Consider the following 14,979-nt stretch of genomic DNA (forward strand, 5'->3'; position numbering starts at 1 on the left):
ATTAGAGAAACGAGATATTCTCGCCCCTCTGCTCGTACGGTTCTTCTTCTTCGGGCTCAGGAGCCGCTTTCTCATCGTATGTCTCACCTGGAACCTCGACGGGCTCCTGTGGCCTGACTATCTCAGGTTCTTCCGTTTTCTCCTCAATCCCCGTGACTGGTTTCTCTTCACTCGCGGGTTTGATCTTCGGCGCACTCGGGTAGACAACACTCGTACCTCCGAGGAGTTCATACATTTCCTTTACATCTTTATAGTCTGGCGCCGTGGACATGATATGTTCAATCTCCCTTAAAGCGTTGTCAAAATCACCCATCCCCTGATAAGCCGAAGCGAGCAAATACCGTAATTCGATTTTTTGACTTTGCGGTATGTCCTCGAGAAGAATAGCCGGACCCACCGTCTTGATCGCTTCGCTGTACTTGCCGAGTTTGATCATTGCCGCACCGGTAATTTCCAGGGACAGCGGCCAGGTGTGCTTGTTTATTTTCAGCTCGTGTGCATGGGTAAACGCTGTCTCATAAAGCTCGGCATCAAAAGCCCGCTGCGCCAACTCCAGTCTCTTGCCGACATCCTCTTCATCCCACCGGATATTTCCACGGAATTCATCAAATTCAGAAGCCACTTCAAAACTTGGCGCAGAAGGCGTCTCCATTTCCTTCAGCAAAAATTCAATATCGGCGATCTGCCCTTCGAGAGTCTGGGGCTCCTCGATCTCTTTTTCTACTGGTTCTGTACCCTTTTCTTTTTGCGCACGGTCAACATAATTTTCTACCTCGCGTATGAGATCATCGAAAATACCTTCTACAGGCTCAGACGTGTCGGCGATCGATTCCTCCTGCATCGCTGCTTCGGCGTATTCTGGTTCTTCAGTAACAACTTCTTCAGGTGGCTCTACGACCCCCGTATCCTCTCCCTTGGTCCCTTCTGCCACTTCAACAAATTCCTTTTTCTCATCGACCGTCTGCTCGGCACGTTCGGAACCTTCAGCAACAACTGGTTGAGCGGTCTCTTCAGCAACTTCGGAGCCTCTTTCATCTATGGTTGTCTCAGCTGGCTGTACGGGCGCTTCCGACAGATCTATTTCCCTCTCCTCGATTTTCTCTTCTGGAGCGGTACCGGTCAGAGCCTGCAGTTCCCTCAATTTGTCAAAAGCTGATTCGTTGCCCGGGTCGATCTCAACGATCCGGTTGAGAACATTGATCGCTTCCAAAGGTTCGCCCTGTTCGACCAGATCGCTCACGGCTCGATTGAACTCAACGAGCGCTTCATCTTTAGAGCCTATTTCATAGAGCAGATTGCCCAATTCGACCCGGCTCTTTGGATCCAACCCTTCATCACCACCGTCCGGTTGAGGGAGTAAACGGTTGATTTCCTTCAAAATACCTTGTTCATTTTTCTCGGTGGCTATTGACTTCAGACGACTTAATTCCTCTTCCGCCTGTTCGCCGCGATTCATGACCCTCAGGATACGCACATAAGATAATCCCAGCCGTAAATTGTCGGGCTGCAACTCAACTATCTTACGCAACCCGTTAATAAATGTAGTCTCGTCTTTATTCTCGATCGACAATGAGCATAGCTCGATCATTTTCTGTATCCCCTGGTTGGGAAGTCCGGTCTGCCTGTAGAGCTGCGCAAGATGGACATATCGGTCACTATTCGTACGTTCGAGCTTAGCTACTTTTTCAAGACATATGATGGCCTCGAGTTGCTGATCGTTCTCCGCGTAGATCGCTGCAGCCTGCTCGTAGCGCGTTACTGCTTCGCTTCTCTTACCCATACGCTGAGCAAGATCGCCAGAAAGTTCCAAAGCCCTTGCAGAATTTGGGCTTTCATGCAAGGCACGACGCAAAAGAACCTGCGCTTTTTCGAGCTGTCCCTCCTGCATGTAGCTTCTGCTCTTTTCCAAGAAATCAGTTTCCATTCGTAGCCTTCATCGAAATTATAATTGTTTTCAAAAAGTTGTCAAGAATATCTTCTCGATTTCTCTAAACATTTTCTCTTCTTGTTTGGTCAAAGAGTCAACTGTAGTATTCATTGAAGTGTTAAATTCGTCATCGGTAATTGATTTGAGGTTTATGAGCACATTCAACCGCGCGCCGATGAACCCGCTATGCAAGGCATGAAGTGCGACCCCAACGTCAGATATCGCACTCTTCAAACCCTTCTGGGCGAGTGTTTTAGCATAGGGATAGACCAACAGAATCTTCTTGCATACCTCAAGGGGTACCTGGGCGGCATTCTTCAAGCCATCCTGCACCGCCGCTTCTTTCGCCTTTTTCTCTTCTGGTGACTCTTCCGGCAGCTTGAACGCAGTCATGACCTCATCGAAGGCCTGCTTATCCTTATCGATGTACTTGTAGAAATCGTACATTTCAAGCTTCAGATGGCCATGGAAGTCCTTGAGTTCGGCATCCTTTGTTTTGCGAACGGTTATCCCGGTGACCATCGCCAGCAGCCCGGTACCGAGTGCAGCTTCGAGCGCCGCGACGCTGCCCCCGCCGGGAGTAGGTTTGGACATCGCCAGATCATTAAGGAATTCAAGTATCGACTGCTTTCCCGCCTTGCCGCGCAGACGGTACTCGAGAATCTGGTTCTCGTTGAAACGGTCTAACTGGAGGTAATATCTTGCCGTGTCAATCAAGGCTTGTTCAGGAACCAACCCAACGATCTCTGATTCCTTGATACATACACCGTAGCGCTCGGCTTCACGGCGCGCCATTTCATACACCCTGAAAAGTGGCGTTTTTGTGTACTCGGTCATGTTTATCGAAACTTGGGCAACTCCTTCATTCTTCAGTTCAAAACCCAGTGCTTTGCAGTAACGGAACCCCCCGCTCATGAAACGTATTGCCTTGGCGATCTTCTGAGCGATCTCGACGTCGGACGTATCCAGATTAAGATTGAATGCAATGAGCGGAAACCTGGCTCCCACCACGGTAGCTCCGGCAGTGGGGTGTATTTTCGGTTCACCAAAATCCGGTCTACGGTCTGGATTGGTCTCTATTTCATCACGCAGTCCTTCGAATTCACCCCTCCTTATGTTGGCGAGGTTCTGACGGTCCGGCCGGGTTGCAGCCGCCTCGTACAGGTAAACTGGGATCTGAAGCTCTTCGGCAATCCTCTTCCCGAGACGTTTTGCCAGTTCCACACACTCGCGTGTCGTTGCATTACTGATCGGCACAAACGGTATAACATCGGTTGCACCCATGCGCGGATGTTCACCTTTGTGTTTTGTAAGATCGATCAACTCCGAGGCTTTCTTCGCACCCCTGAAAGCGGCTTCGAGCACGGCTTCGGGTTCGCCGACGAATGTTACAACTGCTCGGTTATGGCTCGGGTCCATCTCCCGGTCGAGCAGATCAACACCAGCACTCTCTATCTCACCGATAATCTGATTGAGTTTTTCCTCGTCACGACCTTCACTGAAATTCGGAATACACTCAATTATTTTTTCCATAGATTACCTTCCCTTCCTTAATAGTATAACTGACCATATCCTCCCCAAATTGGTAGGGAATCTTTCTGTAATTGTCGACATTAAGTACGACCAGATCCGCCTGTTTTCCTTCTTCAATACTGCCAACGCGGTCAAAAATACCAAGCGCCCTGGCGCCATTCTTGGTCGCGCCAATGAGGGCTTCCTCCACATGCATGCCATACGCGAGACAGGCGAGCGCGATGATTTTCAGCATCGAATAGATCATACACGATCCGGGATTGAAATCACTCGCTATAGCTACATCTGATCTCGCCGACCGGAACGCTTGCATATCCGGTTTGCCATTAAGCCGTAGAAATACCGAGGTGCCGGGGAGCAAGGTGGGCACGACGCCGGACTTCTTCATCGCCACGATATCGCGTTTCGTCGAAACGAGCAGGTGATCCGCCGATGTGCAGCCCAGTTTGGCGGCAACGAGCGCCCCACCTATGTTGGCGAATTCATCCGTATGGATCTTCAACTTGAATCCCCAATCCCTTGCGGCCGATAATATCACCTCGCTCTCTTCCTTGCTGAAAGCGATACGATCACAGAAGACATCGCAGAAGGCGGCCAATTTGTTTTTAGCAACGTAGGGGATCATCTCATCGACCACGCTTTTTATGAAATCATCCCGCTTCACTTTCGCGGGCACTGTATGAACCAGAAAAGTAGGAACCACTTCAATCGGCGCGCGCTTCTTCAACCGGTTAATGACCCGCAACATCTTGTATTCAACTTCTGACGTCAAACCGTAGCCACTTTTGATTTCCACCGTCGTTGTACCGTGCCTCAATATCCTCTTCAATCGCTGACGTCCCAACTGATACAGCAAATCCTCGCTCGCTTTTGTAGTATGCTTCACGGTACTTGCGATGCCACCCCCGGCCCGGGCTATTGCCTCATATTTGAGGCCTTTTATGCGCATGGCGAACTCATCCTCACGACTGCCTCCAAAGACCAGGTGAGTATGAGAATCGACAAAACCAGGGCAGACGACGCATCCCGTGGCATCTATGATCCGGTAGTGTTTTTTGGGCCGTACCGTGCCAATCTTCTCAATGATGCCGTCTTCAATAAGAATTGAACGATTCTTAACGACACCGAGACCGCGTTTCATAGTAAGAATTTCAGTAGCATTTGAGAGTACAATGGACATGAAATATTTTACCCTATTTTCGCTTTATGTCAATGATTAGACCCAAAATCAAGGCTTGAATACACAAGAAAACGCTTTTGAGAAGGATTGTGACTGAGATTTCTTAGACCCTGAAGAGTCTCTTACTTATTTGTCTTGAGGCGGTTCGCTCCTCCAGACAATTTTGCCGGTTCTATTGACATAGGCACGGTTTTTCAATGTATCAAGCACCATGGCCAAACCGCCCGAGAAATGACTCACGAGTCCGAATTGCGCGGGGATCACGATCTTGCCTGATTTATCTATGTAACCCCATCTTTCACCAACCTTAACTGCGGACAAGCCCTCGAAAAATCCATATGCAAGATCGAATTTCGGCTCTATCGCCAACTCGCCGTTAGTGTTTGTGAAACCCCATTTCTCGCCAATTCTTACCGGCGCGAGGCTATCGGAAAAAGTACCCGCGAAGTCATATTGCAGATCAATGACAATGTCACCTTTCTTGTCGATAAAACCCCATTTGCCATCTGCAAAAACGGGGGCGCTTCCTTCAGAGAACATACCCACGGCATCGAATCGAGGTTCGATGACCACTTCTCCTGCCTGATTAACATAACCCCAGCCCGTACTATCCCGGAAAGCTGCCAGACCTTCGGAAAATGTGAGTGGGATGTCGAATATCGCATCGATGACCATCTCACCCTTCTTGTTGATGCATCCCCATTTCTCTTCGGTCCGGACCGCGGCAAGGCCCTCGGAGAAGGCGCGCACGGCCACATATTCAGGTTCTAACACGAAATTTCCGAGCGTGTCAATGAACCCCCATTTCTGTCCCACTCTGACGTCCGCTATTCCTTCAGAAAAGAAGCTACTGTGGTCGAACTGTGGTTCAATGATAACTCTGCCTTTTGCGTCTATGTAACCCCATTTCCAGTCCTTCTCGAAAGCCACGCGGCCTTCAGAGAACCGACCGACCCGGTCCAACTGCGGTTCAATTACGACTCTGCCCTTGTTGTCAATGTAACCGATCTTCTGTTCAACCATGATCGGAAACAACTTCGCCTCCTCATTTCCCCCGGAATTGCGGCAAGAGAAGACGACTAACGCTGTGATGCAAAACGCAAGTATTTTTTTCACAAATACTCCTTTTTTCACAAATTGATTATCGCATAATAGATACAGAAATACCTGAACATGTGACAAATACTACAATTGAAAAAAGTGTCGGGATGCTGACATTGAAATCAGATAGTAACCAGTAGAATGTTCACGCTACTTATGAGCCACGCAAATGAGCAGGTCACTTTCCTTTTTATTGTACGGCTCGAACTTGTATGAACCGTAGAAACGTATTTTTTTGTAGCCAGCCAGCTGCAGCAGTTTGGTGTAATCATCCTTGAGCAGGATCTGGGCATAATCCACCGACCAAACCTTGAGCTCCGGCTTCTGCTTGTCGTGTCGTATGTCGAGAACATTGTACCGCGCCCCGCGTTCCCGATAGTCGATCGCAAAAAGCCGTGTAAAATCTTTCTGGCTCGAGTTTAGTATAAATCTGGGCTTCATCTTCCACTGTTTATCAGTGGTACCCTGAGTAATTATCAATATGCCGTTTTCGCGCAATACCCTCTGCATGCTCAAGAATGCCCTGATGATCTCCTTTTTATCCGGCATATGAAGTATCGAACTTGAAAGGCATGTGACCGCATCAAATTTCCGCTTGAAATTCTTGTGCAACGAACGGTAGTCGACCTTGTGTAGCGGGATATTTACATCCAGGCTTTTAAAGTTCTTCCTTGCCCTCGTCAGCATAGACGTCGAGACGTCCGAACAGGTCACCTCACAACCCAATGAGTAGAAAAGATGTGCATCATGACCCGTACCGCATGCACAATCCAGCACTGAATGGATATTGTTTTCCAGAAAAACTTTTTGATAGAAGACACGATAGTTCGGCTTGTGCTCACCGAACTTACCGTGGAACAAATCGTATCGTTCTGCAAAACCCTGGTATGCGTCTTTACCCATTATGGCAACTCCAGATCATGTAATACTGATTCAATGGCAACAGAGTTAAATTGTCCAGAATATCGTATGTTTTGATGTCATGAATACGAAACACTTCAATATTATATCCAAACTTGGACAAAAGTCAACTGGTATTCAAGGCTTGACATTTCGAAGAATCTAACGATAATAAACTTGTCAATATTTCGTAAGGGGGTTATAAAAATGTGTCGATACGGCGTTAGTGTATCGACGGTCAGGCAATTATAACTCACAACATCCCCAGTAGATATAAACATAAACATTATAAACACTATAAGCATAAGGAGGTAATATGCGAAATATATCGCACAGAGTATTGACGACTTTAATGGCCTTCGCCATGCTTGGCGGGCTATATGCAGCCCAGCGCGTCGTCATGATGGAAGAAGCCTACTGGAGTGGTTGACCAACGTGCCCTTATGCCAGCAGTCTGCTGGACACAATAGCAATGTTGGATTATCCTGACCAGACCGCGCTTGTCGAGTATCACTCGGCTACTGGAGATTTTGGATTTTTACAGAAAGCGCGCGACCGCGTATACAATTATTACATTTTTTACGGGTATCCATCCCTTTTCGCCGATGGAGTAGATCTCTGGCCGATAAGCACATGGAGGCCCTGGCTCACGAGTCGCATGGCACAGCCCTCGCCGGTTACGCTGAATATTACAGGTGGCTATGATCCGGTCACGAACAACGGCACGGTAACCGCATCATTCCAGAACGATTCGGCAAGCGCCATAACCGCACGTGTCTACTTTGTGATAACCGAGGACAGCCTCTACCACCTCGATCCCAATGGACACGGATGGCACAACAAACTGGCGCGAGACTTTCTGCCGGATGAAATCGGCGAAGTGGTGACGATCGATCCCGGGCAGACAGTCGACGTGAACCGGCCATTCATGATCGATGCCGCCTGGGATGAGACCCGCTGTAACATAGTGACCTGGATCCAGGTAGATGCACCCTCGCGCGAGGGACTTCAAGCCGGAAAGATCAAAATAATGGACCTCGTCGGGATCGAAGAGATCGTACTTGAAAAACTGGATAAATCCGTTGTTACCCTAGTCAACAACCCATGTTCTGCAGATAACATCCGGTTCCTCATCGAACTACCCCAGGGTGCAGCATACGAGTTCGAGATATTCGATGTTCTGGGGCGAAACGTGAAGAGCCTCACCGGTATCACTTCAAGTAACCGTGAAATACTACACTTAGACCTGAATGCAGCCAACCAGAACCAGGTTAGCGCCGGCGTCTATCTGTATCGCTTTGTTAGCCAATCGGAAATAGCAACGGGTAAGATTATCGTAAAGTAATACCGAAATATGGGGTCAGGTCTTGACTATTGACAACTGTCACATTTTCACAATACCGGAGTCGATTTTCGAGACCATCACTGCTGCTACACGCAAGCTAGACATATAGCCATTTTGTCAATAGTCAAGACCTGACCCCAACTGCCATGCTTGATTAATTCCTTGATCTGCGTATAATTAACTACAAAAATATTTGAGGAGGAACTCATGAAACATGTAGCGCTATTAGTACTCATCACGATCTTCTCGATCTCGCCACTGCTTGCACAAACGACAGATGAAGCACCGGAGAGAACACCGGATGCCGAAGAACTGAGAAGTACAAGCAGAATTCCCGAAGCCGCAAAAGAAGCAAGGGAAGCGGGCACTGAAGAAGACGAAATACAGAATGTAGTAAAAGGTGTACAGGAAAAGAAATTATCTCCAGAGGAAGGCGTGAATACCATAAGAATCATGGAAGAGAACTCGGCTGGAGGAGCATCAAACAGGGGAATCTCCGATTTCGTCGTCGAACAGAAAGCAAAAGGCGTCCACGGTGAGGAATTAGGTCAGACAGTTAGAACCGAATTACAGGCCCGGCACCGGGTTAGGGTTGAGGAAGACGAAGGAAAGACAGAACGTAAAGAAGAGCGTGAAGGCAAGGAAGCCGAGGTAGAAAAAGAAGGAACTCAAAAAGTCAAGTCCGAAGCCAAAGAAGGCCAGCAAGGAGACCAAAGCCAGGAGCAGAAAGGGATGATGAAGAAACAGGACGAAGAACAGCCCACCTCAAAAGGGAAAGGCAAGGGAAAATAGATAATGCATCAGCTAGATTAAACAAGGAGAAATCATGAAGAAAAAAATCTTTCTTATCGCCGCAATAGCTGTCCTGGTAATAATTGGCTGCGCAAATGGCAGTGAAGAAAAGGCACTCGACCAGAAGACAATAGAAAAAGTTGCGAAAATAGCGGCAATGGTCGAGATCGATGAAGTAAAAGCACTCAAAATGCTGGAAACGGAAAAAATGAGTCTTGATAGGTATAAAGAGATAATTACGGCAATCACGCTCGATACAAAAGCGACAGAGAAGTTTGTCGAGATGAAGAACGCCTACATGGAACAGTATCAGAAATAATCACAAGCGAAGTCTAGTCTGGAAATTCGAAACAGGGGAAGGCTAAATGCCTTCCCCTTATCTTTTGCATGTCTATCGTCACTGTCCTGATGTTACTGACAACGCAATTCCTGCACTGACCATAATGAACCCGGCCAACCGATTCTGCGTCTTCCAGTATCTTCTTGAGTCAAACAAAATACTCACACGGTCTGCGAGCATTGTATAGAATGCAAGTACGGTGGCGGCGATCACTACACTGGTCACAGCAAGAACGATCAACTGGATATTCTCATCCTGGGTTCGAACAACGAACTGAGGCAGAAGCGCGGCATAGTAGATTATGGCTTTGGGATTGGTCCCGCAGACCACAAAACCTTTGACAAATGGCTTGTGCATGTTATTGGAAACCGCTTCTTTTCCGGTATCCAGAAGCGGCCGGCCAGCAGTCCACTGGCGATAGCCCAGATAGACCAGGTAAATTGCGCCGATAATTTTCAGCACCTGGAAAAGAACAACTGATTGTTCTAATACGCGGTTCATACCAAAGAGCACGATGAAGATCTGGCAACAATTGGCAACGAGTTGCCCCGATATTGTGGGCAGCGTTCTTCGTGCTCCGTGTCTGATTGCATGGGCAATCGTAAAACAGACAGATGGTCCTGGAATCAGACCAAAAATAAATGACGCGCCAACAAAGGACAGCCAAACAGGCAAATACATTGTTCCTCCTTATTGGTTTGATATCAAACTATATTCACAAAATTTTTCTACTTAAAATTATTCAGCATTTTCACAACACCGCGAACGATCTCTTCTCTTTCCTTTTGCGAAAATCCGCTAAACGCCGTGGCAATGAGGCGCTCAGAGATCATATCAAAATCCCGCTCAAGCGACCTGCCCTTGGCGGTCAAACAGAGATAAGTGATTCTCTTGTCACCGGGATCCTTTTCCTTCACTACATACCCGGCACGCACCAGTTTATTCACAAGTGCAGTAACGGTCGATTTATCCCTTCCTATCCTCTCAGCAATTTCCTTCATGGGCACCCTGTCTTTCTTAAACAAATTACTCACTATCCCGCCATGTGATGGTACGAGCCCTGTGATCTTCCTTTGATTCAATTCTCTGATAATAAATTCATATGCCCTATCCCTCACTCTGGCGATCAAGGCAATGACGTGCTCGGTCTTCATCTTTGTATTATACTTTGATATCAAACCTTTGTCAAGGGGGCTCTGGGGTCAGGTCTTGACTATTGACAAATCAATCAACTTGACCAACATCCAAGTAAAAGCAGTGATGGCTTCGAAAATCAACCCCGGTATTGCGAAAATGCGGCAATTGTCAATAGTCAAGACCTGACCCCATCAATCGCATTGACTTCGCAGCCAATTTGACATAATATCGTGCAGTAATCCGTACACGGAGGGCATGATGGTGAAGAGAATATTGCTCGCTTTATTCCTGTTTATCTTACCTGTTTTTGCGGTTGAGTATTGTGCCGGCATCATTAGCCATGGAGGAATGGTACCGAGCCGCTGGGGTTCTCTCACATCCAGCGAACCGGCATATCAGCTGGGACTGGGACTAAACATCTGGTTCACCAATAAGATCGGCGTTCATACCGGTCTTCAATATGCCTGGTATTATTATGAGTACGAACCCGTCACACTGGAATGGAGCTGCGGGAATCTACTCCTCCCGGTTGATTTGATCTACGGCATCCCTATCGGGAAAAACAAAATTGTGCTCGGCGCAGGATTCGCGATATGCAAGACGCTGAACGCTACGGGTGCCGTTGGATTCATAACACCGATATCCGTCCCGGACAGTATATTGGAGACAAATATCGGACCCGAATTGATGGTGGGCATGGAAATAAATTTCCAAAGCATTTGCCTATTCCCCTCTATTAGATACGCTCACGCCCTTAACGGCCCGAGCAACAAATACTGGGATCGTGAAGAGGAGACGTCGCATCACTACATACTACTTGGCATTGCGATGATGGTCCGCTGGTAGACTGCCGGTTAATGCAATGCTAAGAAACTTGCCTGTTATCGCTGAAGAACTAGTTATTAGTGAATTGACTCTGGATGATCTGGATTACCTGTATGACTTTTCGAATTTGAAGGAGATACAGGAATTTCTCCCTGATAGGTACGAAACGAGAGAGGAACTCAGACGCACCCTGGAATGGTTGATAGGCAACTACAACAAGAGCGTAAATGAAATCATCAGAATAAGTCTCGGCATAAGGCTGAAGACCGAAAACCAATTGATTGGATGGGTTACATACGGACCATTACCATATGACGAAAAATTGAAAGAGATTGCATATGCAATCCATCCAGCATACTGGAATAAGGGTTATGCAACCGAGGCAGGCAGAGCATTCCTCAAATGGCTATCAGAGAATATAACAGACGATGATGTCTTTGCAGAGGTGAACCCGCAAAATCGCAGCTCAATACGTGTGTTGGAAAAATTGGGGATGGTCAAGATCAAGGAGGACACAAGGAAGAAAGGCGGCATTACTGAAGGACCGTGGATATACAAACTCCACAAGCATGCATTTCATTGATCGGGATGTTGACAGCACTCGCTACAAACCTATAATCCACCTGTGAAACAGTACCGTGCAATCATCTTTGACTGTGGTGGTGTAATCTTCCATTTCTCACCTCACAAGGTTTTCGATCATTGGGCAATGGCGAGCGGCAAAGACGCCAATTCGCTTGAACACAAATTCGAATTCGGCAAAACATTCAAAGAATTCGAGCGGGGAGAGATCGATGCCGTGGTATTCAGAGATCGTATTATGGAAATGCTCGACTTGAAGCTCAGTGATGAAGATTTCGATAATGGATGGAACAGTTTGTACGGAGGATTGGTACCCGGTATCGAAGAACTGCTGCAGGATCTGAAAACCCACTACCGACTGGTCGCACTGACAAATACCAACGAAATACACGCAAAAAAGTGGCGCATAATATGTGCACCTCTTCTCCACTTTTTCGAAAAAGTGTTCAGCTCTCACGAGATCCACGCGCGAAAGCCGGAGCCCAAGGCATATGAGATAGTACTGAAACACCTCAATCTGGCTACTGATAAAGTAATATTCCTGGATGACAATCCTGAATTCGTCAGTGCAGCCGCGGCCAAGAATATAGAGAGCATTCACGTGACGTCATTCAGCCAAATGGTCAGAGCTCTGAGAAACCTCGGCGTCGAAGTAGCGGCGTCCCACGGGTAATAAGGCCACACCGATGAATCTGAACCTCCTCTACCCAATAATCCTCGCAGAAGATTATGAGAAACTGGTAGATTGGTATATGAATACGTTTGATTTGAGGATCAAACATAAGTTTGAAGGTAAAGAAAACTATACCGTATTAGAACACTCGGGTCAGGCCGTGGTAGGCATCGCAATTGCACGTGAAATGGGTGTAAAACCAACTGCTCCGCGAAACAATACCGCCATAATTCAATTCTCCGTTTCGGATATCAATAGGCTCTTCGCAGGAGTCAGAGAAACGGGTAGTAAAATCCTGTTTGGCCCTTTTACAGATGAAGAAGGAAAATATCTGTACGGCGGACTGCTTGATATCAGAGGAAACCAGATCTGGGTCGTTGAAGAGAGAAAGTAAGGACGCCTTGGGGTCAGGTCTTGACTATTGACAAAATGGTGTACAAACCCAGCGCATAGCTAATAGCAGTGTTGGTTTCGAAAATCAACCCCGATATTGCGAAAATGTGGTAATTGTCAATAGTCAAGACCTGACCCCACTCGTTGGCTTTGAGGGAAGATCTGAAGTTAAGAAGTTGGTTTCACACAGGCATACGATGGTGAGTCGAACACATTCCTACCTTTGGGGTATTCTGTTACTTTAAATCCTGCCTTACGCAATAAATCTCTCCAGACATCCACCGTGAAGGTACCACACACGTGGAAGTCATGCTCTATTCTCAACTTCCCCTTCTCTCGAATCAGATAGATCATCGTCGTCTCGAATGTATCATCGGACGGATCCGGGTCATAGTTATTTTCGATGAAAGTTATTTCCATGAAATCTGTTATGGATACCGTACTCTGTGTCTTGTTCTGCATGAGATCTCCTTTGCAGAACTCCGCATAACAGATCATGACACCGCCCGCACATAGATGCCTATATGCGCATTGGAATGTCCTCAGCAAATCGTCCGAGCTTGTAATATAAGCAATACCATCATTGATGTATATTGAATCAAACTGACGCTTCAAATCACAATACCTCATATCGGCCAGGTAGAAATTACATTCCGGATTCAACTTTCTCGCATTATCCAACATCGCGTTGCTGATATCCAAACCATAAGCATCAAAGTGTTTCTTGAAATGGAAGAGATTCTTACCGCCCCCGCAGGTTATATCCAGGAGAGATTTTACCTCGATTTGGGCGTGCTGCTTGATGAGAGCTACGGCCGTTTCACTTTCTTCCCTGTATTCTTCAACGCTCCCCCACAAAGGCCATAACCATGCAAGGTCATTATACAGACGATACATCCCTTTGGACTTATCGATCACGATGCCATTATATCCAACCGCATCTTGCCGTCAAGAAAACATGGCATCGTATAACGGGGATGGGGGTTGACTTTTTGGCATCAACCGGTGTCTTGTCAGTACTGTCGGTTGATATGATGAGATTGCCGCGTCGCTCTGCTCCTCGCAATGACACTGCTGTGCAGGATGACTACAGTGAGAACAGATAGATTACGGTTATAACAAATAAACATGAACCTCCAGTCAGCGTAGGCATTTACCACAGGGGGTGGAGGGATGAGATGGTTGACACGGTCGCGCATGCAAATACAATGAAAAAAGGAATCTATCATGCTGCAGGGTGTGCATTTTCTTCTCACTTATATGTGTAATTTTGAGTGTGACCATTGTTTTGTTTACAGTGGTCCGAAAGCTCCAGGCACATTCACCCTGAATCAAATCCGAGACGTCATCGACGAAATGACCAAGATCGACACTGCGGAGTGGGTGTATTTTGAGGGCGGCGAACCGTTTTTATTCTATCCCATAATGATCGAAGGTATCAAGATCGCCCGCGACAAAGGCTTTAAAGTAGGCCTTGTTTCGAACTCATATTTTGCCACGACCGAAGAGGATGCCGAAATCTGGCTAAAACCTCTGATCGAATTGGGTATATCTATTCTCAGCGTAAGTGACGACCCTCTTCACCATGGAGACGAAAGGGAGAATTCTGCAAAACGACTCATTGCTGCCGCAAACAATGCCGGAATACCAGTCCGTTCCATTTGCATTGAAAAACCTGCTGTCGGAGTATCTACAGACGGTACGCAAGAAAAGGGCGAACCTGTTGTTGGTGGTGACACCATGTTGCGCGGAAGAGCAGTTGAAAAACTAATTGAAGGCCTTCCGAAAAAACACTGGGACACATTCACCGAGTGCCCGCACGAAGAACTTGTAGCACCCAAAAGAATACATGTCGACCCTTATGGCCACACGCATATGTGTCAGGGGTTAAGCATGGGCAACATGTGGGAAATACCTCTGTCCGAGCTGGATAAGAAATATGACGCTAACTTGCACCCAGTCTGCGGACCATTGGTCAAAGGCGGCCCCGCTTTACTGGCAAAAACATACGACGTCAAACATGAGGATGCATATGTCGATGCCTGCCATTTCTGCTACGTTGCACGCAAATCCCTCATAGACAAATTCCCGCAGTTCCTTGCCCCACGACAGGTTTATGGGCTAGAATGACAAGTGTGGGTCACCTATGAAAAAATTGCGTTCCCCTGATTAGGTTTTACTATACTTGGTAGTTAGTTATTTGTCAATATTGACCTCCGGTTAGTTCGGTATTATAATGTCCTTGGACCAT

Annotated in this window: 16 protein-coding genes; 8 read left to right on the forward strand and 8 right to left on the reverse strand. The window is 47.1% G+C overall.

The genetic code is table 11. The features are described from left to right. Position 1: 1 nt before the first annotated feature. The 5 genes from OEV79_09580 to OEV79_09600 all read right to left on the reverse strand — a co-directional run bounded on the left by OEV79_09580 (position 2) and on the right by OEV79_09600 (position 6,644). The gene (locus OEV79_09580; GenBank protein ID MDH4211679.1) at positions 2–1,924 is read right to left on the reverse strand and encodes a tetratricopeptide repeat protein; all 1,923 of its coding nucleotides are present in this window, start codon (positions 1,922–1,924) and stop codon (positions 2–4) included. Between the two features lie 30 nt (positions 1,925–1,954). Continuing rightward, the gene (gene ftcD / locus OEV79_09585) at positions 1,955–3,460 is read right to left on the reverse strand and encodes a glutamate formimidoyltransferase (GenBank protein MDH4211680.1); all 1,506 of its coding nucleotides are present in this window, start codon (positions 3,458–3,460) and stop codon (positions 1,955–1,957) included. After that, entirely contained in the window at positions 3,444–4,640 is a 1,197-nt protein-coding gene (gene hutI / locus OEV79_09590) for an imidazolonepropionase (GenBank protein ID MDH4211681.1), read from the reverse strand. The genes ftcD and hutI overlap by 17 nt, the downstream gene beginning before the upstream one ends. Before the next feature lie 126 nt (positions 4,641–4,766). Further along, positions 4,767–5,756 carry a WG repeat-containing protein gene (locus OEV79_09595; GenBank protein MDH4211682.1) on the reverse strand — a complete coding sequence of 330 codons (990 nt, stop codon included), beginning with the start codon at positions 5,754–5,756 and terminating at the stop codon, positions 4,767–4,769. 135 nt (positions 5,757–5,891) lie between these two features. Continuing rightward, the gene (locus OEV79_09600) at positions 5,892–6,644 is read right to left on the reverse strand and encodes a methyltransferase domain-containing protein (GenBank protein ID MDH4211683.1); all 753 of its coding nucleotides are present in this window, start codon (positions 6,642–6,644) and stop codon (positions 5,892–5,894) included. 469 nt (positions 6,645–7,113) lie between these two features. Between OEV79_09600 and OEV79_09605 the strand changes: the two genes are divergently transcribed. The 3 genes from OEV79_09605 (at position 7,114) to OEV79_09615 (ending at position 9,097) form a co-directional block, all read left to right on the forward strand. Next, positions 7,114–7,986, forward strand: coding sequence for a T9SS type A sorting domain-containing protein (locus OEV79_09605; protein ID MDH4211684.1), 873 nt, complete (start codon positions 7,114–7,116; stop codon positions 7,984–7,986). A 207-nt stretch (positions 7,987–8,193) separates the two neighbouring features. Continuing rightward, positions 8,194–8,778 carry a hypothetical protein gene (locus OEV79_09610; protein ID MDH4211685.1) on the forward strand — a complete coding sequence of 195 codons (585 nt, stop codon included), beginning with the start codon at positions 8,194–8,196 and terminating at the stop codon, positions 8,776–8,778. A 34-nt stretch (positions 8,779–8,812) separates the two neighbouring features. Beyond that, positions 8,813–9,097 carry a hypothetical protein gene (locus tag OEV79_09615; GenBank protein MDH4211686.1) on the forward strand — a complete coding sequence of 95 codons (285 nt, stop codon included), beginning with the start codon at positions 8,813–8,815 and terminating at the stop codon, positions 9,095–9,097. 78 nt (positions 9,098–9,175) lie between these two features. Here the strand turns inward: OEV79_09615 and OEV79_09620 are convergent, their stop codons facing one another. Next, complete coding sequence (locus OEV79_09620; GenBank protein ID MDH4211687.1) at positions 9,176–9,799, reverse strand: LysE family translocator; 624 nt, start codon at positions 9,797–9,799, stop codon at positions 9,176–9,178. 47 nt (positions 9,800–9,846) lie between these two features. Then, positions 9,847–10,272, reverse strand: a complete 426-nt coding sequence (locus OEV79_09625) for a MarR family winged helix-turn-helix transcriptional regulator (GenBank protein MDH4211688.1) — start codon at positions 10,270–10,272, stop codon at positions 9,847–9,849. Positions 10,273–10,513: 241 nt separating this feature from the next. Between OEV79_09625 and OEV79_09630 the strand changes: the two genes are divergently transcribed. The 4 genes from OEV79_09630 to OEV79_09645 are packed head-to-tail and all read left to right on the forward strand — an operon-like array spanning position 10,514 to position 12,729. Beyond that, positions 10,514–11,101, forward strand: a complete 588-nt coding sequence (locus OEV79_09630) for a hypothetical protein (GenBank protein ID MDH4211689.1) — start codon at positions 10,514–10,516, stop codon at positions 11,099–11,101. A gap of 16 nt (positions 11,102–11,117) precedes the next feature. Continuing rightward, on the forward strand, positions 11,118–11,663 hold the full coding sequence (locus OEV79_09635; protein ID MDH4211690.1) for a GNAT family N-acetyltransferase: 546 nt from the start codon (positions 11,118–11,120) through the stop codon (positions 11,661–11,663). A 42-nt stretch (positions 11,664–11,705) separates the two neighbouring features. Further along, complete coding sequence (locus OEV79_09640) at positions 11,706–12,335, forward strand: HAD family phosphatase (protein ID MDH4211691.1); 630 nt, start codon at positions 11,706–11,708, stop codon at positions 12,333–12,335. 13 nt (positions 12,336–12,348) lie between these two features. Beyond that, a complete protein-coding gene (locus OEV79_09645; GenBank protein MDH4211692.1) occupies positions 12,349–12,729 on the forward strand; it encodes a VOC family protein in 381 nt (126 codons plus the stop codon). Between the two features lie 167 nt (positions 12,730–12,896). Here OEV79_09645 and OEV79_09650 read toward each other — a convergent pair whose 3' ends face one another. Then, positions 12,897–13,646 (reverse strand): class I SAM-dependent methyltransferase, encoded by a 750-nt coding sequence (locus OEV79_09650; protein MDH4211693.1) that lies wholly within the window; start codon positions 13,644–13,646, stop codon positions 12,897–12,899. Positions 13,647–13,955: 309 nt separating this feature from the next. On the opposite strand from OEV79_09650, the gene OEV79_09655 reads away from it, so the two are divergent. After that, a complete protein-coding gene (locus OEV79_09655; GenBank protein MDH4211694.1) occupies positions 13,956–14,858 on the forward strand; it encodes a radical SAM protein in 903 nt (300 codons plus the stop codon). Positions 14,859–14,979: the final 121 nt, after the last annotated feature.

This window comes from candidate division WOR-3 bacterium, assembly GCA_029858255.1.
Lineage (GTDB): Bacteria > Hydrothermota > Tepidihabitantia > SM23-42 > SM23-42 > SM23-42.